Raw genomic sequence first — 20,311 nt, forward strand, 5'->3', positions numbered from 1 at the left:
GGATACCGCGCCAAGTTCGCGGAGCCGGCCGCCGTTCAATGCGGTCGGCTTCTTTTTATGCGAGGTAGAGCCGTCTCGTGGTTATGCCAGAGTTTGCGCGTGGGGCAGATTCGAACGCGTGATTTTTGAATGCGTAATTGAGGTAACATCCTGTTACATTCATATAGTGAGAATAGGGCGCTTTGCTCCGACAAGCGGAGACCTGCACTTAAAACAAGAGTAAACAAATTTCTGAAAAGAGGGCCATTCGGTGTTAGCTCCAGTGGCAGACCGGTGTTCGGCGGCAGACCAGTTGCGCGTCGAAGCCGCGCTCACGGCCTACTATCTGCATTCCGACGGGGCGTTTGGTGCAGGCCCGCTGCGCTACATCGACGCGTCCGAACCGCAACTGCGCATGGCCTTGAAAATCGCGCATGACGTAGACCCGGTGCGATTTCTGGCCGCAGCCTGCGGTGGTCCGGCCGCGATGACCGACGCGCTGGCCAACGGTGTCGTGCCATTCAAGCCCAAACCAGGACTTCCGGGGTTCTTCCGGTTCCTCGTGATGACATGTGCGATTGTTGCCACGGCAGACCACAACGACTCCACTCGGAATTTTGGTGAAAACCTCGCCCGAGCCTTCGGCACCCATAACTCCTTCAACTACCGTTCGTCGTTGCCTGCCCTGTGGCATCGGCTGAAGACCTGGTGCAACGAGGCGCATGCCGCCGGTGAAGCTTTCCGAGAGGTGGTGCTCCCCCTTCCGGTGAGGGGTACTGGCAAGCACCTGGGCATCACTCACGCAATAACCTTCCCGGCCTGGCGTGACGTGCGGCGACTACGTCAACTTTTGAACCGTAGGACGGAATACCGCTCAATCGTCGACCCAGCCGGGGCAGCGATTCAACTGGCCTCCCTGGTCGAAAACGACGCCAGCTTTTCGCTGGCAATGCGCCAGGCTAGCGCGGAATACCGGCAGTTGTATCTTCAAAAGGCCTCGTTGCTTGGCCTGCATCGCTTCTGGACAGCCTTGGCCGGCCTCCTGACGGAACAGCATTCACCCGCAGCCGGGCCAATCTTTGCACCGCGCCTTGAACTCAGATTCGGCGCAACGCTTGACGACGTGGAACTGCGCGTCATCCTGGCTGACACGAACGGGAACGTCGACCCGCTCGAGGCACTGCAAGATTGCCCGGACCATGTATTGGCGCAAACGGCATCTTGGGCTAGCGAGCGAGTCGGGAAAAACGCAAGCGAGGCGCTTGTCTCGGCCATCAGCCGCGGCAGCGTCCCGTTCGTCGAGTCCCGCTTCGGCGTATGGCATTCGAGCCTGCTCCAGCCATCTGTGTCCGCCCGTTGCCTTCTCCTCCTGTCAAAGAAAAACCGGGACGTCGCCCTCAAATGGGGCGTCAGTAGCGAGCCGATTGGAGACGAGTGGAGACTGGCGGGTCCGATTCCGGCCCGCGACTGCCGCTCTGTGTATCAATACTTAGGACCGAGCATTGAACCAGCCGGTTCGCCCTCCCAGGCCATGATGCTTGTCGGCGGACACAGGACCGGCTCAGGATTTCTCGGCCGGGGAGCACTTCTCCCGCAAATCAGAACTGCGGGTCCCGGCACCGTGACGCTGCGTCCAGTGCAGGAAAACGGTATCAAGTGTCAGCTCCGCCTCGATTCCGACGACCGCTATTCAATCGTCGCGGACACCCCTCTCGAGGGCGCATACAAGCTTCGTCTGGACGAGAACATGATTCCGTCGGCGGAGCCCCTCGCCATTGAAACATCGGTTGTCTTTTTCCCAGACGCCCTGGAACACGCCCAACTCGGGGCTATTGACGAGGCGACGTGGCGGCGGCGCGAGGAAGCCCGTGTTCGCTCGACATGCGGGCCAATTGTCCTGACAGACATCAGCGGTGACCGCGCGCCCGACGTACAGCGCTCAGCACTGTTCCAGGACTGTCTGGAAGCACTGTACGCCGGGGGCCGCGCCGGCTGGTCGGAACAGGAGCTTGTGTCGACCATGCGTACCGTTCTCGGAGAAGACGCGCCCCCCATCTGGGACATACTGCGCGGATTGATGGAGTGCGGCTGGCTTACGTCAGCCTCCAACCTGAGATGGCGAGCACGCCGCTGGTGGCTGACTCCGCCCTCCCTTCTCCGAGTTAGGGATACAGAAGGCATAGAGGGGTTGCTGCTTGTGGGAAGCACACCTGCGAACATCCGGCGCCGCTTCCAGCAAACCGCTCAGGCCGCTGGCTGTACCGTGATAGAGCGACCGGGAGCAAGTGAGTACACGGCGTCTATGCAGCTCGCGCGGGGACCCACCCTGGGCATGGTTGCTGAAGAACTCGCATGGGCGGTCGTCGAGCCCCCGGTATGCATACCCATGGCTGCGCCAGATTGCTGGCCATCAGAGGACGTTGACGAATCTCGCCATCGGCGCGCAGCGAGATGGGACTGGCGCATAGGCGGTTTTCGAAGCCTTGATACCACGAATTCGGGGCCGGTAAACCTTGAACGTTTCCGGCGAGAACGGGGCGACCGCGATGACATCTTCGTTGTCAGCGGCCCCAATTCCGCACGATACGCGACCACTTCCCGGACGTCAGCAATCGTCGAGGCGTACCGGCGCGCGCGAATCGCGATGTTCAAATGGGACGGTGACCGCCTCGTACGAAACAGCGAGGACGGTCACCTCGTCGAGCCACTTGCGAATCTCGCCATGCTTTCCTCCTGTCGAAGTCCCGGTCCGGCATTGGTGGATGGGTGCTGGACGTATGTCTATGACATGAATGCAGACTGCGTTGCCTGGATACGCTCCGCGTTCGGCAAGGCATTTGTCCAACACCAGTCGGCGCTTGACGCAAAATTGAGCGGCCTGTCCGCGGAAATACTCGGATGGTCGCGAAACAGGAACGTGTTTCGGGTACAGCAAATGACGCCGCCCGCCGTAGGGCGACGATGACAATGAGGGTCATGGGGTTGTGATGGACGACGAGTTGTTTTTGGGAAAGGTCTTCAGAAACGAAGCGACCTGGGCACGGATGGAGCCCCTCGCAGTGCGAGTCGCAGGGCAATGGAAACGAATCGATAACACTATCGAAATGTTTCCCAAGGAAGGGAAAATATTCTCGACGCGCGGCCTGCTTAACGCCCCAACTGACAGCCTGTGGACATTCACGCGGCGTCCGAACGAGCAACGTGACCTAAATGGTCCTGACCTCCTGCTCGCCGAGGACATCGTGCGGGCGACGCCAATTATCGACCTGTCGTCGATTTCGCTGGAGATGGCACGACGAAGGCTCTTCAATCAGGGCGTCCAGCTTCCGCTCGAGTTCAACTCGGTGACCGCGGTCGCGCTCCTGTCCGATGACCTCTTCTGTGAGGTCACGCTCACACGCTCGGTTGACGGCCTCTGGCGTAGCAACAGCGTCTCTCGGCCCGTGCAACAGAAGGCAATGCCGAACGGCTGGAAATCGTTGCTCGACTTCAACGGATTGCGGGTCGTTCCAGCTCAAACCATACCGCGTGCTACCGTTATCAAGACGGTCAACTGGTGCAGTGACCAGGACTTTATCGAGCGCGTCATCGACCGCTTCCGCAAGTTCATGCAGGGCGTTGGAGATACCGCTTACGCACGACCATCACGGGATGCCGTCAAATATATTTCTCGCGCGCTGAGGCAGGCGGAGCTCATGCCGGGAGACGACAACGGCATCGTGCTTGACATGGAACGGCTCAAGGCGGACTGGCCGATACTCGAAGCGCGACTGGAGGCGTCCGAAGAACTGAGTTCGTTGATACTCGACCTCAAGAGTACCAAGGAAAAAGTAGCTGCAGCGACAGAACTCGCGACCCGTCGTGCTCTCGAGGAGGCACGACCCGGCTTTGAACGTCAGGTGCGAGAGGAAACCGAGGCTTCCCTTGCCGAAGCACGACGGCAGCGCGACGAACTCGCATCTGAGGTCCTGAATCTCGAGCGCCGTCGTGCTCTGGCTTCGAGCGACCTCGCGGAACTGGAACAACTGTGCCTCCTGGGCCGTGAGCAGCAGAAGGCGATTTCGAATGCCTTGTCGGCGGTTGCCTCAGACCTGCGCACCGCTCTCGCTCAAAGCCCTCTTCAAGGCCACGCCGCGCTACCGTTCGTCGCTGAAAAACTCGAACGTATGCTGGCTCAGCACGGTTACCGCGGGCCGTCGCTCATTCCACCCGTCATGCCGCCCTGGGGAACCGGATTGCCAAGCGGAGCATGCAACGAAATTGGATACGACGCGTTGGCCATCGTCATCCGCGAGGAAGCCAAGCGCCATGGAGTAGAAGAAAGCGCGCTACGACTGGCTGACATTTTCGCGCGAGCCGGCGAGCTGGTCCTGCTATGCGGTCCGCAGGCCGAACTCACGCTCCGGGCGTATGCGCGATGCATCGCCGCCGGTGTGTATCGAACGATGGCTCTGGACCCCAGCATCATCGGTCTTGACGACCTCTGGCGGGCACCCGGGACGCAAGCACCCTCCGCGTTCGCACATGCCTGGCAGGTAGCCCTCGGCGCTCCCGATTGCTTCCATATTCTCTGCATACGCGACATCGATGCCGCACCCTACCGGCTATGGCTCGCGTCGTTTCAATCCATCCTCCAGAGCGTGTCCCGCCCGACCAACCTCCTCCTATTCGCCACCACCACGGGGCAAAGTGACGCGCAGTCTGGCGTGGGTGCTTCCGACGATAATCGGTCCGAGTACTTGGTTCCGGTTTTTCCCGGTGTACATGCGGCGGGCGCCGTCGCCGCGCTGGCGAGCGCGGTTGCTCCACTACCGCCGCCCAGCCGCCTGACGGTCGCCGCGGATACCATCCCAACAGGCTCCGCCGCCAGCGACTGGCTGAAACGGCTTGTCACATTCGATTTTCCTCCAAGCGTGCTCGCCCGCCTCGCAAGATTCAGGACTCAGTTCATCGGCGACGACGCCGAGCGCCTGATGGCAGCCGTTCAAGGATGGGGACGGTTTCTCTGCTCCAGGGATGCAACGAGCCTCCCGTCGACAGTGAGAGACGGTTACACGTCGATGACGAACTGAAGACACAACAATCACGGTAAACGACATGCTCGACCCGATAGGCGCCACTCATAGAATCCGGGAATTCTTCCTGTCGTATCTGGAAACCGCTTTCCGGATTCGCGACCAGTCCGTCTCGGCAGCACGGCGAGAACTGCTTACTCGACACGGCACGCTGACAACCGAGCCCTTTCTCGAGCCGGTGCCACGCTATGAACAGGTGGAATGCTTCCTCCAAGACCTTGTCTTGCTTGACTCCGGAAATCCGCTGCGCTCTTTTTCGAGCGCGGCCCGGCGCGCCTTTGTTGAACTGGCACTATCCGGATTGTTTCCCGGTGAAGCGTCCGGCAGAGACGACGTGCGGCGAACTAGCAATGTGCGCCCCTACCTGCATCAGTGGCAGATGCTCGAACGCGGAGTGGGTCGTGGTACGCCCGGTATCGTAACGTCCGGCACGGGTTCGGGAAAAACTGAATCTTTCATGCTCCCCATCTTGGCGACCATCGCACAGGAGGCCGTGCGGTGGCCTGCGCCTACGGGGAAAAAGCTCTCGAACGAATGGTACAAAGAAGCTGGACAGGAATTCGTCGCGCAACGGTCCACGGAAAGTCCCGGTCGCCCCAAAGCGGTTCGCGCGTTGCTCATCTACCCGATGAACGCGCTGGTCGAGGACCAGATGACGCGACTACGCCGTGCGCTCGACTCCGACGAAGCCACGTCCGTGATGGATGAACGATTCAGCGGAAATCGCATCTTCTTTGGCCGATACACTGGCGCCTCGCCGGTCACCGGCCACCTCAATCATCCTCGGCGGGCCAATACTGCACAGGAGAGACGCAGGCGAGCGCGACGCATGGAGACGATGCGCAGCCGGATGAGCGACCTGTCAGACACCCAGGCACTTGCGCGCGAACATGATGCGCGAGAGCTTGCCGACGCACACGCGGCTGGCCGAGAAGCCCCCGAACCCACGAGATTTTTGTTTCCCGCGCTCGATGGCTCGGAAATGGTCACGCGCTGGGACATGCAGGCGACCCCGCCGGATATCCTGATTACCAATACGTCGATGCTCGCGACGATGCTCGTGCGCGAGGTCGACGAACCAATCTTCACGTCGACTCGCAAATGGCTCGAAGAAAACGACGATGCCTACTTCTTTCTGGTCATGGACGAACTTCACCTGATTCGGGGCTCAGCTGGAATGGAGGTCGTCGGTCTCCTGAGGAGCCTTTTCGCCAAGCTGGGTCTCGACAGACCGGAGCATCGGCATAAGGTCAGGATTCTCGCGTCGAGCGCCTCATTGCCTGATGAAGGTCCCGACTCTGAGGTTAGTCTCCAGTATTTGTTTGATTTCTTCGGCAGCTTTGGCTCAGCTCGCGAACCCGGCGACGCTGGTTTTGGCACACCCGCAGACTGGCGCCATGCAATCGTGCGTGGACGGCAACGCGCACAGCGGTATAACGGCACACTGCCGCTTGCTATCGAGCCGTTCCTGGAGCTCGCCGCTGTCTTGGACGTCAGCGGCGCTGATTTCGCTCCACAAGTAACCGCGCGCACCTCCGCACTCGATGTCGCCATTGTGAGAATAGCGAAGTCGTTGGGCATAGACGCATCTCCGGCGGATGTCGCCGCGGCTCTGCCCGAAGTGATTGCCGCTGCATCGTCCGCAATAGTTCACGCCTGCACCACCGGCGATGAAAGGTCCACTGTGCTGCGCGCCACTCCGGTCAGTGAAATCGCCCTGCGACTTTTCGGAGGGGGTGGCGTCGACGCCGAGAAAGCCGTTCGAGGGTTGTGCATTCTGCGCGGACTTGCGGACACGGTATCAACGCCCGAACTCTACGGCATCGAGGTCCCGGACGGACTTCCAAGTGTCCGCCTTCACTCCTTCTTCCGGAGTATCGAAGGCATGTTCGCGGCACCCTATCGAGACGGCGAGGGAAGGCTGCACTTCGACGGGCTCTCGGTTGAGCGCGGTCACACGCATGCTCTTTGCGACGACGGTATGACCAGGCGGCTGTTCGAGCTCGTTTACTGCGAAGCGTGCGGCGAACTGTTTGTCGGTGGACGTCGAAACGCCGACGACAATTTGGGGGCGACCGAGCTGCTGACGACCGCGCCGAACCTTGAGCAGCTACCCGAAGCCGCCGCGATTACGAACTACGAAAGTCTTAGCTACAACGAGTACGCCATTTTCTGGCCGCGGCGCGACGAGCCGAAGGAAGGTGAAACCCGGCACGAACACTGGCCCGATGCGTCGCTTGATACACGCAACGCGATGGTAAGGGCCATTGCCTCATCCGACAACTCGCGGCTCGCGGGACGGCTCTTCCACATGAATCAAGCGGACGACCTAGCCAGGAAGCCCGGGTCGGCTTCACCGCGCTGCTGTCCCGCTTGCGGGACCGACTACAGCAAGCGTAGGCCAGGGATGGGCGCTATGTCGCCGTTGCGGAGTTTTCGTACCGGTTTCGCGAAAACGTCGCAGTTGCTCGCGACCGAGCTGTTTTCCGCCTTGAGGGTGAGCGGTCGAACTCCCAAATCAGTGGTCTTTTCCGACAGCCGGCAGGATGCGGCCCGTGCCGCACTGGACATCGAGCGTCGGCACCATCAGGATACCCGCCGACAGATGCTCATCGAAGCGCTGAAGTCGGTCGTTGCTGAGCGGCCGAGTGGCGAAGCGCGCGAAGAGATGAAGAGGCAGGCCGACGAGGCACTCCAGAGGGGCGACTTTCTTGAACTAAAGCAGCTCTCCGACGAGTTGGCCAGGTTGCAGCTCGCGACCGACCCGTCACGGGTTGCACTTGCCGAAGTAATCGAACCCGTACTGCTGACTTCGAACGAACTGCGCTCTTACCTACGGCGACATGTCGAGCTTGGCATTCATCCGACGGACGCCGCAGGTATCGGCTACATCCGCAACGAGCCGTGGAATCACTGGGTCGTCCCCGCTGGAGCAAGCGGGAAGCCTGAATGGCCCGCACATAGCGACAGCGGGGAAGCCGGTGAGGCTCGCGCCGAGATTCGCGAGGACCAGCGTCCGCTGACCTACGAAGTGCTGTTCGCGAAGACCTACTTCGCGCTCGAGGAGACCGGTATCGGTTATCCGTCGATGACCGCCAGCCAGACCACTGATTCGAACCGACTCGATGCGTATCTGCGGGTGTTCGCAGATGCCTATCGTGTAGCGGGAAACCGTTGGTCGGACGATGCGGCCCATGTCGACCATGCGCAGGAGTTTGGCCCACGGCACCGGATTTTGAAGTTCGCGCGTGCGAGCGCACCCGCGGCGCCTGTCGTTGAACTAGACGACGTGCTCGAGAAATTTCGGGCCCTCGAACACGCCCACGGTATCGTGGAGCTCAGCAAACTCTACGTCAGGCTGAGCCAAAGGGGAGACCCCTACTTTCGTTGCGGGAACTGTGGCCGCGTTCATCTGCACCGAGGAACCGGCATGTGCACGCGCTGCCTTGACCCATTGCCTACTGAGCGAGAAGGAAATGTCGAGCAGCTATGGGACTCGAACTTCCTGGCACGGCGCACGATGCGTTCGGCGCAGGGTAACGAATCGGCGTTCCGGCTGCATTGCGAGGAACTCACGGGACAAACCGGCTCGCCGGCCGCCCGGCTCAGAGCCTTCAAGGGAATCTTCGTTGGAGAAAAGCGGTCGCCTGAATTTGAGCTCTTCAAGCGCATCAATGAAATCGACCTGCTATCCGTCACGACGACGATGGAGGTGGGTATTGATATTGGTGCGCTGCAGGCCGTCTATCAGGCGAACATGCCGCCGCAGCGGTTCAACTATCAACAGCGCGTCGGTCGCGCGGGTCGGCGTGGTCAGGCATTCTCGATGGTCGTCACCTTATGCCGGAGCCGAAGTCACGACCTCCACTACTTCCGCAATCCCAAGCGAATAACCAGTGATGTGCCACCTCCACCGTTCCTGACTACGGGACATGTCGTGATTGTCGAACGGATTGTGCGGAAGGCTTGGCTGGCTGCTGCGTTTGCGCGCCTGCGAGATGAAGACGGCCCTGCTTATCCAGGAGATGACTTGACGGATACGCATGGTGAGTTTCCGCCCGCGTCCAGCTTCTATGACGCCAGTGGCAACTGGCAGAGTCGGCTCAAGGGCGCGCTGGCCGCCACGCTCGCAACGCGGGACCGGGTCATTGATGCAGTGTCCGACAAGGACACGACACAAGCCGGGACCATGAAAGATGCAATGACGCCGCAACACTTAGCGCACCAAGTCTGGTCTCTCGCCGGAGAAGGGGCAGGCAGCCCACTGCCACTCGCACAGTTTCTTGCTGAGCAGGGTTTGCTGCCGATGTACGGCATGCCGACAAGGGTGCGCGACCTGTATGTCGGCATCGAGAACAACGAGGAAAACACTCCTGAATTTGCAACGGTTGACCGGGACCTTGATATCGCGGTCTACGAGTTTGCGCCGGGTCGCTCGCTTGTACGCGACAAGAGGAAGCACGAGTCAATTGGCTTCTCACCCGCGCTGCGCGAACCGGACGTGAAACCGAATCGTGCGACGTCATTCGGGTCGTGGAAAGCAGAAGTCCGATACATTGCGTTTTGCGAGTCTTGCGGGGCCGTGTCAAGTCTTGCCGACATCCCGATGGAACAGGTCCAGTGCGTGGATTGCGAATGCGACATCCTCAGCGAAAGATTCGCGACGTATACCAGTCCCGTTGCTTTCACCACTGATTTCCACCCCAAGTCTGTCGAGGAAGGAGAACTGGCGCCCGTATTCCGGCGCGTAACGACGACCGAGGCCTCAAATGTGTTTCTCGACAGCGTGCCCGGTTCAAACATGTCGGTTGGCACGACAGCGGACGCACGCGTTCTGCGACTCAACGAAGGCCAGCTCGATGACTCCGGTGTGGCCCAGCCGTTCGCAATGGTCCCGACCAAGGACCACCGAGTACCAGCGCCGGGGAATCGCAAATGGTCGTTGGACGGTCAGCTCGTTATCGAAGAAAAATTTGCCGAACTGGACATGCGCGGAGCTGCGCGGCGCAATCTGGATTTGACTGACGAAGCGGTCCGGCTGATGGCCCGCAAGAAGACGGACGCCGTGTATCTAACCCCCGTCCGGGTTCCGGAAGGACTGGATATCGGCCGGGTCGGTCGTGACTTCGGGGACACCTCGGTCCGCGCTGCGCTGATTAGCGCGACTCATCTGTTGATGCAGCGGGCCTCCCTTGAGCTGGACATCGCACCCGACGAGTTCGAGGCTCTCGAGCCGCGCCTGCGCAACGGCAAGCCGTTGCTGCAGATTGCAGACTTCCTTGTGAACGGTGCCGGATTTTCAAACCGCCTCGCCGAAGGGAATCCTCCGCTCGTCGTCAGGCTCGCGAAGTCCATGGTCGATGCCCCGCTATTAGACACCCTCGTTGCCCCGTACTTTCACGAGACGCATCGCGGTACGTGCTCGCAGGCCTGCTACGAGTGTATGCAGCGGTATGGCAACCGGGCCTATCACGGTTTGCTGGACTGGCGACTCGGACTGTCGATGCTCCGGGTGTTTCTCGACGCGTCGTCGATGGCGGGTCTGGACGGCAACTGGGCCACCTCCCCTGAGCTCGCCGACTGGCCGGATTTGGCCTGGCGCTCGGCGGGAGAGATTGCCGGACTCAGCCCTGACCTATACGACCTGAAGCGCGTTGGCCCCCTGCGGCTGCCGTCGATAGAGGAGCGCAGTACAACGCGCCGATACATAGTCGTTCATCCGTTCTGGTCGAGAAAGGCCGTGCTGGAAAAATGCGCAGACGGGTTTTCCGGGACAACGCTGTTGATTGACACATTTCAGGCCGCAAGGCGTCCGCAGCGAGTCCTCTTCGCGGCACGTGAGCATGCGCAGAAGCACGGACTGACGTAAGCCTTCCTTCGCGAGCAGCCATGCACCCACGGCTTCGCAACCGCCGAGCGGGAGCGCCGCTGATGCCATGAGTGCTGCCCTCGCCTGCTGTTCCCTGCAAGGGCGCGCCGGAGTCGCGGCGCGTCGACCGCCTGCATGTGAAGCCCGCAGTACGCGCTAAAAATCCTCGAGGCCGTTGGCAAACTCGAGTATCCTTCCGAGTGGCGCGGTTCCTGGGTGAAGGCGCCAGAGAAGTGCGACTCGGTCCCGGCATGACGTTGCGCACGCGACCAGAAATAGCGACAGATGAAAAAATGAGATTTGCAGGACTCTTTGCCGGAATCGGCGGATTCGAGCTTGGCCTGGCCGAGGCAGGTCATCGCACAGGGCTACTCTGCGACGTCAATGTAGCAGCCGAAGCAGTGCTAAAACGCCACTTTGCCGACGTGCCTTACCACTCCGACGTAACGACGCTGAGGTCCCTGCCGTCCGACATCGACGCAATCTGCGCCGGCTTCCCGTGTCAGGACTTGAGTCAAGCCGGTCGCGGTGCGGGGCTTGACGGCCAGAAGTCCGGGCTCATTGCGGAAGTCTTCCGCCTGTTGTCGCGACGGCGAATCCCTACCGTTGTAATCGAAAATGTGCCGTTCATGCTGCAGCTGAATGGCGGCGCAGCGATGCGGGCTATCGCTGACGAATTCGAGCGCCGCGGCTATCGCTGGGCATATCGCGTCGTCGATACCTTTGCGTTCGGCCTGCCGCAGCGGCGGGAACGGGTCTTTATGGTGGCTTCGCGCGAAATCGACCCGGCAGAAGTTGTTCTTGCCGACGAGAATGTACTGCCCCGTCCGAAAACCGACGTCGGTCGCATTGCGCATGGCTTTTACTGGACCGAGGGACTAACGGGTCTCGGATGGGCGGTCGACAGCGTCCCGACGCTCAAGAATGGCTCGACGATTGGCATTCCGTCGCCACCAGCGGTGTTGCTGCCAGATGGACAAATCGTCAAGCCGAGTATCCGCGACGCGGAAAGATTGCAGGGATTTGCACCGGGCTGGACTGAACCCGCCGAAAAGGCCGTTCGACCGTCGTTTCGCTGGAGTCTCGTGGGCAGTGCCGTCAGCGTCCCCGTTGCCCAATGGCTGGGGCAACGGCTGGCCAATCCAGGGGCCTATAACAGTCAACTTGACGGCGAGTTTCCGGCGTCAGGTCGGATTCCACGGGCCGCACGCTTTGACGGCAAGCGCAGATATCAGGTATCCATAGGCGTCGACCCCTTAGGACTCCGGCCACCCTCCCTGTCGGATTTCTTGCTCGATGAGGGTGACCCGCTTTCCCTCAAAGCAACACTCGGCTTCCTGACGCGAACCCGCCGCGCCAAGCTCAGGTTTGACAACGCCTTCATAGCGGCGGTGGAGCGCCATGTCGAGCTGCTAGGCGGCGAGATTCCGCCCCGGATTGAAAGACAGCTGGAACTACTGCCGGCCTGACATTGACGTCGAGGGACGCAGCGCTCGATACGGAACATTTCAGATAAATTACCATGGCAACGACAGCACGAAACCAGCTCCGCTTTATCACGGAAGAAGACAAAACGGCAGCTGAAGCACAGGTTCGCGAGCTGCAAACCGACGTCGACTATGAAACCAAGGAATACACGGTCGAACTCATAGTGCAGAAGTATCTCGAAGGAGAGCCCGAGGACGCCAACGAACTCTTCGTTCCGGCTTACCAGCGCGACTTCGTATGGAGCCCCGACCGTCAAAGCAAGTTCATCGAGTCAGTGATGCTGGGGCTCCCGATACCTTACGTGTTCACGGCTTCCCTCGCGAAAGACATCGATTCGGACGAAGGTCGTGTCGAAATCGTCGACGGTTCGCAACGCATTCGCACGCTCGCGGCCTTTCTAAACGACGAGCTGATTCTCGATGGCCTGGAGAAGCTGTCCAAATTGAACGGATTTAGCTTTTCGGACATCGAACTCTCACGACAGAGAAAGTTCAAGCGGCGCCCTATCCGTGTGATTGAATTATCGGAGAAAGCCACGGAATCGGTCAGGCGCGACATATTTGAACGCATCAATACAGGCAGTGACGAGCTCAGAGCGATGGAGAAACGCAAAGGCATCTTTACGGGGCCTTTCTATGATTTCATCGCGGAATGCGCCGCGCTTCCGCTGTTTAACGAAGTGTGCCCGATATCGTATCGCAAGCAGCGGAGGGAAGAAGCGGAGGAAATGGTACTTCGTTATTTCGCGTATGCCGACCGCTATGAACAATTCAACCACAGCGTGCGAAGCTTCCTTGACGGCTATCTGAAGGAACACCAGAACGACTTCGACAAGGAGAAGTTGCTCGCCCGCTTTGTAACGATGCTTGAGTTCGTTCGCGACAATTTCCCCTTTGGCTTCCGGAAATCTCCCACGAACTCATCCGTTCCACGAGTCCGTTTCGAAGCAATTTCTGTCGGTGTAACGCTCGCGCTGCTGAAGAACCCTGGGCTCAATGCGTCGAAGCAGGATATCGCCGACTGGTTGGCGTCAGAGGAATTTTCGAAACATACGGTTTCTGACGCGAGCAATTCGCGACCCAAGGTGAAAGCCCGCATCGAATTTGTTCGAGACCAACTTCTGCGCGTATAAAAATGCACTCCGTTCGAGCCGACTACGACAAACGATGTGCCGAAATCAAAGACTATCTCGAATGGCTTGAAGACACCGAATCGAAGGACCACGGCATTCCCAAGGGACTGCCGCCCACGATGAAGGCGGCCGCGATGCTGCTGCTTTACAACCTGGTTGAGTCGACCATGACCAACGCGGTAGAGGCCATATTTGACGAGTTGCAGACGAGAAGAGTGGCTTTCGACTCACTGAGTACCAGCCTCAAGGTTGCCGTACTTGCGAATGTCAAAAACGTGGCTGCCGACAAGCTAACGGATAAGCTGGTTGCCATCACCACCGACATCATTGGCTGCACGTTCGACAAGGCCAAGGTGTTCAACGGAAATGTGAATTCGAAAAAAATACGCGAAAAGCTGACCGAATTCGGGATTAAAACAACCAATGCTTACAAGGAGGAGCGTCTTAACGCCATCATGGTGGCCAGAAACCGGCTGGCACACGGCGCGGAATCATTTGGTGACTACGGCAAGGACCTCACTGCGGGCGAGCTAACTCGCGACTATGAGCGCGTAAGCACCTTGCTAGCTTCCGTGCTCAACGACGTAGAAGAATTTCTCAATCACCGTCACTATCTGTCAGTGGTTTGAATCGCTACGCGTATCCGGCTCACGCACCCCGTGAGGTCCTTTTTGACTTCATGCTCCCACAAGCGTACAACGCGCCATCCGGCCGCAGAAAGTTTGCCATCGACCTGTTGGTCCCGCTGCTGGTTTCGCGTGATTTTTTCGGCCCAGAATTTCGCGTTCGAGGCCGGTCTGGTGCCATGAAATGGGCATCCATGCCAGAAGCACCCGTCTACGAAAACGGCAACCTTGGCGCTGACGAATACAACGTCGGGGCGACCAGGCAGGGATTTCGCCGCCTTGACGCGATACCGAAGACCTGCAGCCCAGAGCGCATGTCGTAACCGCAACTCGATATCGGTTCCCGTCTGCCGCACCCGTCCCATTCGGGCGCTCCGTTGCTCAGGCGTCAGGATGTCGACCATGAAAAGACTATGCCAACCTGCAGTTCGCGGTCTCGACAGTTTACCAGCAAGCGAGCAGCTCTTATGACCTCCGATACTCTCGCGCCACCGGCGGATGACGCGAACCTGTCGTCGCGAGCGATTTGGCCACAACACGGGGTCTTTTCGACGCGCGCAAGCGCCGACGTCGTATCCCGAGTCTGAAACCGCACCAGTACCAATTAAGCGGCAGACTCGTTTGGACCACCCAAATCCCATAACGCCCGCGGGTTACATGCTGCGCGTGACTGTCCGTGGCACAGCTCCCGAGGTTAACCAGAAGGGAATCGCATAACGCTTGAACTTCCTCACAATTTTGTTTTGAACGAGCTTCCTTGACGCGTAGCACTTCCTTCCGAAGAGTACTGACGGAACGCTATGCACGCGCCGAAGCCCCCGCAGAAAAAAGAGTCCCATGCAACTTATGGCTTTATATGTCGGAGGAACTCTTTCATTGAAGAAGAGGTTAAAGACATATCTAGCGAATGAATTTAGGCAGGTCGAAATCTAAATTCTAGCTACGGCCAAGCTACTTGATTTCCGAGCCGCACTAGCGGCGACGCGGGAAGTCGGCGCGATGTCGACGTTGGCAGAGGGCATATCGTCCATGCATCCGGTGCTTCCGTGGCTCAGCAGCGAGTCCGCGAGGGACCCAGCCGGCACCTAAACCGGAGATTCCACCGCGTTTAAAGACGCCGCCTTACACTCTTTGCTGGAGGAGAGGGCTAGATACCCCGCGGCCAGCTGAATGGCGCCAAGCGGGGGCTCAGGGCGCGACCTGGGAGCAGCGGCTAGAGGGTGAGCGGCAAGGTGTGCGTACCTTGGCATAGTCTGGCCGAGTCGGGGCGATGCACGCGACCCTGATGCCCCGTACGAGAGACCGGCTCCGCAATCCAGCGCGCAGGCTCAGGGGTGAGGCTCGTATCCCCGGTTAGGGGGAGCTTCGCCCCATAGCTCAAGACACTCACCACAATCCAGATATGAAAACCTCTTCTTTAAGAGAAAGACTTGTTTACGACAACCGGATTCAATCCGACGCTACGCACGGACAGCGTTTGCCCCACGAGTCGATTTCGTTCCGACGTTCCCTGTCCAAGTGGAACAAGTCAGCGTTCCTCTGGTCGAGCTCTTTGTCCAGCACCGCGCACGTCAGTTCCTCAAAAGCCTTCGACTCCATGCGCTAGGAGTCTCGTGGGTCGCAGCGAATGAGAAGACGGCGGAATACTCGCTCAGCACAAATCGGTCGTGCTGGCGGCAACGGCAGTGACTTGTTCTGCTGTGGATTCGGCAGCGACTGCCAAGACTCGTGGCGTCGTGAACGGCGCGCTCCCTGCGACCTCGAAGTGAGGTTCGCCGCTGTCGTCGCGAGTCAGCTTACGCAGCCAACCGATGCTCGTAGTACGGCCGCTCCCTGTCATCAAGTATCGCGTACGGCGCCTCGAGATTGTCTGCCTCTGGCGCCAGCCATGCATCGATGTTCTCAGGCTTTATTGGGATGATGCACCGGTCGTGGCCTGCTGCCGCCACCTCAGGTGGAGGCTCGTCGGTTATTGCCGCAAACGAAAGCAGGTCGGCTTCGCCGGCACCCGTCCATCGTGACCACAAGCAAGCCACGAGCATGTCGTCACCCGAGCGGGGCTCGAATCGCAAGACGACGTTCTCGTCCTTCTCGCCTTCCCCGAGTTTCCGGCCCTCGAGCTTCGCTTTGCTGACATTTTCGAAAAACGCCGTTGCGACCAGCAGGCCGTGCGTGTAGCCAAACAGCTGCTGCCAGAAGCCTTCGAGGTTGTCCCTGCGGGCGTTGTATGTGCCCGGAAACTTCTTGTCGTAGAAAGCGGGTTTGCCGGCGGGGCGGCATTGGTATCGCATGGGCTTCACGACGCGCTCGCCCTTCTCCATGACGATGACCGGCGCGTAGTGCCCAGGAAAAATTCGAGCGTCGCGCTCCAGCAGTTCCGTTCGCCGTAGGTCGTCCAGCCTGCGACGCAGGCTCTCAACTTTGTTGGTCGCAATCCGTTTGCTTTCGCCGGCGGCCTTCGTCGCCTTCGTTTGCAGCGCCCGCTCCGCATCGGCAAGACGCGTACGTTGCTTGAACAGTTCCTCCTCGAGCCTGGCGGCTTGCGACCGGTTGAATCGTTCAATCATGTCTTTGATGCGCCGCTCGGCGCGCGTTTGCGGCACCAAGAACATCGAGTCGACAGCCTTTGAAATCAAATGCGCGGCGCCTTGCTCTCGCTCCCAATAAAGCCTGGTGAACTCCTCGAGCCCGATACGCGCGCCGAAGGTCCGGACAAACCGCCCGTAGTCCGCCTTTATCTGAGCCGAGTAGCACATAGTCGCGTCCCTCCGCACCGAGCGTCCATGATAGTATGGCGAGAGGCTGTATGGATATACAGTATCCCAGCAGGGGAGAAATGCATGTCGCGGCCGTGCCGGGGATGCGAGCATTGGGGCGGAAATGTATCCGGCACGCAGTCTGCCGTCTGCCTGAAGAACGAGGGGCAAGTCCAGACGCGCGACGAGAGCGCCTGCGCCTACTGGGTTCGAGCTATCGGGTCGGACGACGACTACCTGCCGGGTATTGACGGCAAGAGCCGCGACCGCTCGCCCCCACTTATTGACGCGTTCGACGATGATTGGCCCGACTATACCGTTGCGCCGACCGGAAGCGAAAACAAGAACTGGTTCCCTTCCTACATCGCGTCGGAGGAGCTAAGCACGCGGTTGGCGCGCTGCAACCAAATCTCCGTTGCGCGCTCCACAGCCTTCGCCGTGGTCTCGTACTGTTCGTCGCTGCCCACGTCACCGCCGGAACGTGTGCGGACTGACCGATGTACGCGGCCAACCTCGAGGAGCACGTCGTAACCGCAAAGGAGCGACGCCGTGCTCATGAACTCGACGAGGACGAATTCCGTGTCGCCGGCGGCGACGTATCGCATACAGTCGACGACGAACGCGACGACGGAACAGTTGACGGTGCGAATCGACGACTGCCCGGGCCTGTCCTCTTCTGCGCATAGAAGAGCCAGTTGGTCGATGAGTCCGGCGGCATCTACGTGCGTGGCGCTGTGGAGGTGAGCCGCGAGGTCGTCGACTACTTTTGCTGCCTCGACACAATTTAAGTCGCTCAGCAAATCGACGAGCCCGCCGGGGTCGCGCAGCACGCGATGTATATCAGCTCGTTCCAAGCCCTTTACGGCCGGCTGAACTGGGGTGACGTCGACTTCCGCGGTGACCACTCTCACCTCCCGCCGTCTGTCATTGAATTCCGGAGAACTGACCGGCAACGCGCCAGCCTCGTGCGTAAGCGCACGGCGATCCCGTCTTGACCACGAGACCGCGATGGTCAGTTAGCCGGCGCCGGTGCCTGCCACCGATGCGGCAACAATTCATCGATACGCGCTGCGGGATGTGCCGGCAAGCGCGCGAGCACATCCTTGAGATAGGCATAAGGATCGTGGCCATTGAGCTTGGCTGACTGCACCAGACTCATCACCGCGGCCGCGCGTTTGCCCGCTCGCAATGAGCCTGCAAACAGCCAGTTGTTGCGGCCGACGGCAATCGGTCGGATCTGATTTTCACACCAGTTATTATCGATCGGCGCTTGGGGATCGTCCAAGTAGTGCGTGAGCGCTGCCCATCGGCGCAGACTGTAGTCCAGCGCCTTCGCTATTGCCGAGCCCTCACTGACACGCGCACGCTGCTGCGTCATCCAGTGATGAAGCGCATCCGCAATCGGACGCGAGCGCGTTTGGCGGATATCGTGACGCTCGCTCGTGTGAGCAGTTGCACATCACGCTCGACGTCGTAAAGCTGAGCGATATATTGCAGCGCCGAGTGCGCTATCTCGCTTTTATTTGCCGCATGCAGATCGAAGAACTTGCGTCGCGCGTGCGCCATACAGCCGAGCTCGATCACACCTTGTGCGAACAACGCCTTGTAGCCCGTATAGTCGTCGCACAGCAGCTTGCCTTTCCATTCACCGAGGAACGTTCGCGCGTGCTCACCCGCGCGTGTTTCGGCGAAGTCATAGACCACGGCTTTCAGCGCTTCGAAGGCACCCGGCGTGTACGTCCACAGATACGCGCGTTGCGTCTTGCCTTTGCCGGGGCTGAGCATCGCCACCGGCGTTTCGTCAGCTTGCACAATGTCATGTGAGACGATGCAGCGCGTGAGCGCATCGACAAGCGGCTGCAATTGCACGCCGCACTCGCCGACCCATTGGCCGAGAGTCGATCGCGGGATTGCCAGGCCAGCGCGCTCGAAGATACGTTCCTGTCGGTACAACGGAACATGGTCTCCGTATTTCGACACCAGCACTTGCGCGAGCAGCCCCGCCGTGGGGATGCCCTTGTCAATCACGTGTGCAGCCACGGGTGCCTGGATCAGCGTCTCGCACTGCTTGCATACCCATTTGCCACGCACATGACGTTCGACGGTGAACACGCCCGGCGTGTAGTCGAGCTTCTCGCTGATGTCTTCACCGATGCGCTCGAGCGTGCAGCCACAGGTGCACGTCGATGAGCCAGGTTCGTGCGCGATATCCACTCGCGGCAAGTGTGCCGGCAAAGGTGTGCGTTTGGGCTTTTTCTTCCCGGCAGACTCGGGTTGCGAGGACAGCGCTTCGAGTTCCATCTCGATCGCTGCGATATCGCCGTCAATCGCTTCTTCGAGCAGGCTTTGCTGCTCGCCGCTGAACTTCTCGCTGCGGGCGGCGAACTTCAACCGCTTGAGCAGCGCGATCTCGTGCGTGAGCTGCGCGTTGCGCGCTTCCTTGAAGCGAATCAATTCGTCCTTCTCGGCAACCTGCGTCATCAACTGCGCGGCGAGCGCGCGCAGTTCGTCGGCATTCAGGGCATTCAGGTCGATCGAGGAGTTCATCCTGCAGAGTGTGCCAGAACACACCTTGCAGGCGGGGCAAGCCAGTTTACGGCCGTGGGGATATCAGACCACGCGGATCGCGTGATCTGCGCTGAGCGTGTGCCAAGCGAGGCCCTTGATCAGGGCGTCCCATTGCTCGGTGTTCAGGGCGACGGCGAATTCGCCGTGCCCAGTGCTCCACGCGAAGCGGCCCTTGTTCAGGCGGCGCGCTGCCAGCCATAGGCCGAGGCCGTCGTACACGAGCACCTTCATGCGCGTCGCGCTCTTGTTGGTGAACAGATATGCGTGATGGGGGCGGGCCGAGCCGAACACCTTGACCACGCGCGCGAGGACCGTGTCCGGTCCGGCTCGCATGTCCAGCGCTTCGGTGGCCAGCCACATTGCTTCGACTCGGATCACCGTAGCCAGCCCTGCAGCCAATGTGCGCAGTCTTGCGCAGCGCTCACCGGCCAGCGCATCGTGATCGCTGTTGTACCGCGACGCAGTTCGACGACGATCTCTTGCGCAGGCACAGGCATCGTCGTTGCCAGCGGCACCGGCACGAATTCCGCAACCCGCGTCGAACGCTCAACGACATCTTTCGCTTCGCGAGCGCCAATCCACCGACGCAACAGGTTGGCGTTGATTCGATAATGCAACGCAATCGCTGCAATCGAGACGCCCGGACGCATGCATGCGGCGACGGCCTCAGCTTTGAATTCTGCGGTATGCCGGCGTCGGCGCCGGCGCGGCGTTTGAACTTCGATCTGCTCTTGCATAGCGTACACGTGTCCACTTAAGTTGAAGTGGACGCGATGGTCGCCGCTTACGGCGTCGTCATTCAAGACGGGATGGCCGTG

Annotated in this window: 12 protein-coding genes and 1 pseudogene; 6 read left to right on the plus strand and 7 right to left on the minus strand. The window is 60.0% G+C overall.

The window, feature by feature from the left end:
- Positions 1–292: 292 nt before the first annotated feature.
- The 6 genes from ACR9ZC_RS24145 to ACR9ZC_RS24170 all read left to right on the plus strand — a co-directional run bounded on the left by ACR9ZC_RS24145 (position 293) and on the right by ACR9ZC_RS24170 (position 14,172).
- Positions 293–2,944, plus strand: a complete 2,652-nt coding sequence (locus ACR9ZC_RS24145) for a hypothetical protein (RefSeq protein ID WP_481582195.1) — start codon at positions 293–295, stop codon at positions 2,942–2,944.
- A 22-nt stretch (positions 2,945–2,966) separates the two neighbouring features.
- On the plus strand, positions 2,967–5,051 hold the full coding sequence (locus ACR9ZC_RS24150; protein WP_481582196.1) for a hypothetical protein: 2,085 nt from the start codon (positions 2,967–2,969) through the stop codon (positions 5,049–5,051).
- Positions 5,052–5,076: 25 nt separating this feature from the next.
- Positions 5,077–10,923 carry a DEAD/DEAH box helicase gene (locus tag ACR9ZC_RS24155; RefSeq protein WP_481582197.1) on the plus strand — a complete coding sequence of 1,949 codons (5,847 nt, stop codon included), beginning with the start codon at positions 5,077–5,079 and terminating at the stop codon, positions 10,921–10,923.
- Between the two features lie 293 nt (positions 10,924–11,216).
- Positions 11,217–12,392, plus strand: coding sequence for a DNA cytosine methyltransferase (locus ACR9ZC_RS24160; protein WP_481582198.1), 1,176 nt, complete (start codon positions 11,217–11,219; stop codon positions 12,390–12,392).
- 53 nt (positions 12,393–12,445) lie between these two features.
- Positions 12,446–13,543, plus strand: coding sequence for a DUF262 domain-containing protein (locus ACR9ZC_RS24165; protein WP_481582199.1), 1,098 nt, complete (start codon positions 12,446–12,448; stop codon positions 13,541–13,543).
- A gap of 2 nt (positions 13,544–13,545) precedes the next feature.
- Positions 13,546–14,172: an MAE_28990/MAE_18760 family HEPN-like nuclease gene (locus tag ACR9ZC_RS24170; protein ID WP_481582200.1), complete on the plus strand. Its 627-nt coding sequence runs from the start codon at positions 13,546–13,548 to the stop codon at positions 14,170–14,172.
- Here ACR9ZC_RS24170 and ACR9ZC_RS24175 read toward each other — a convergent pair.
- The 7 genes and pseudogenes from ACR9ZC_RS24175 to ACR9ZC_RS24205 all read right to left on the minus strand — a co-directional run bounded on the left by ACR9ZC_RS24175 (position 14,154) and on the right by ACR9ZC_RS24205 (position 20,230).
- Positions 14,154–14,810, minus strand: a complete 657-nt coding sequence (locus ACR9ZC_RS24175; RefSeq protein ID WP_481582201.1) for a very short patch repair endonuclease — start codon at positions 14,808–14,810, stop codon at positions 14,154–14,156. The two genes, ACR9ZC_RS24170 and ACR9ZC_RS24175, sit on opposite strands and share 19 nt — an antisense overlap.
- Before the next feature lie 1,155 nt (positions 14,811–15,965).
- Positions 15,966–16,925, minus strand: coding sequence for an SOS response-associated peptidase family protein (locus ACR9ZC_RS24180; protein ID WP_481582757.1), 960 nt, complete (start codon positions 16,923–16,925; stop codon positions 15,966–15,968).
- 359 nt (positions 16,926–17,284) lie between these two features.
- On the minus strand, positions 17,285–17,830 hold the full coding sequence (locus tag ACR9ZC_RS24185; RefSeq protein ID WP_481582202.1) for a hypothetical protein: 546 nt from the start codon (positions 17,828–17,830) through the stop codon (positions 17,285–17,287).
- Between the two features lie 107 nt (positions 17,831–17,937).
- Entirely contained in the window at positions 17,938–18,084 is a 147-nt protein-coding gene (locus tag ACR9ZC_RS24190) for a transposase domain-containing protein (RefSeq protein ID WP_481582758.1), read from the minus strand.
- Between the two features lie 75 nt (positions 18,085–18,159).
- Positions 18,160–19,472: pseudogene (tnpC, locus tag ACR9ZC_RS24195) on the minus strand (IS66 family transposase); the annotation flags it as partial.
- A gap of 63 nt (positions 19,473–19,535) precedes the next feature.
- Positions 19,536–19,853, minus strand: a complete 318-nt coding sequence (gene tnpB, locus ACR9ZC_RS24200; protein WP_481581719.1) for an IS66 family insertion sequence element accessory protein TnpB — start codon at positions 19,851–19,853, stop codon at positions 19,536–19,538.
- A gap of 14 nt (positions 19,854–19,867) precedes the next feature.
- Positions 19,868–20,230: a transposase gene (locus ACR9ZC_RS24205; RefSeq protein WP_481581720.1), complete on the minus strand. Its 363-nt coding sequence runs from the start codon at positions 20,228–20,230 to the stop codon at positions 19,868–19,870.
- Positions 20,231–20,311 lie beyond the last annotated feature (81 nt).

The sequence above is a fragment of the Trinickia sp. HAY1-2D genome (genome assembly GCF_056754935.1).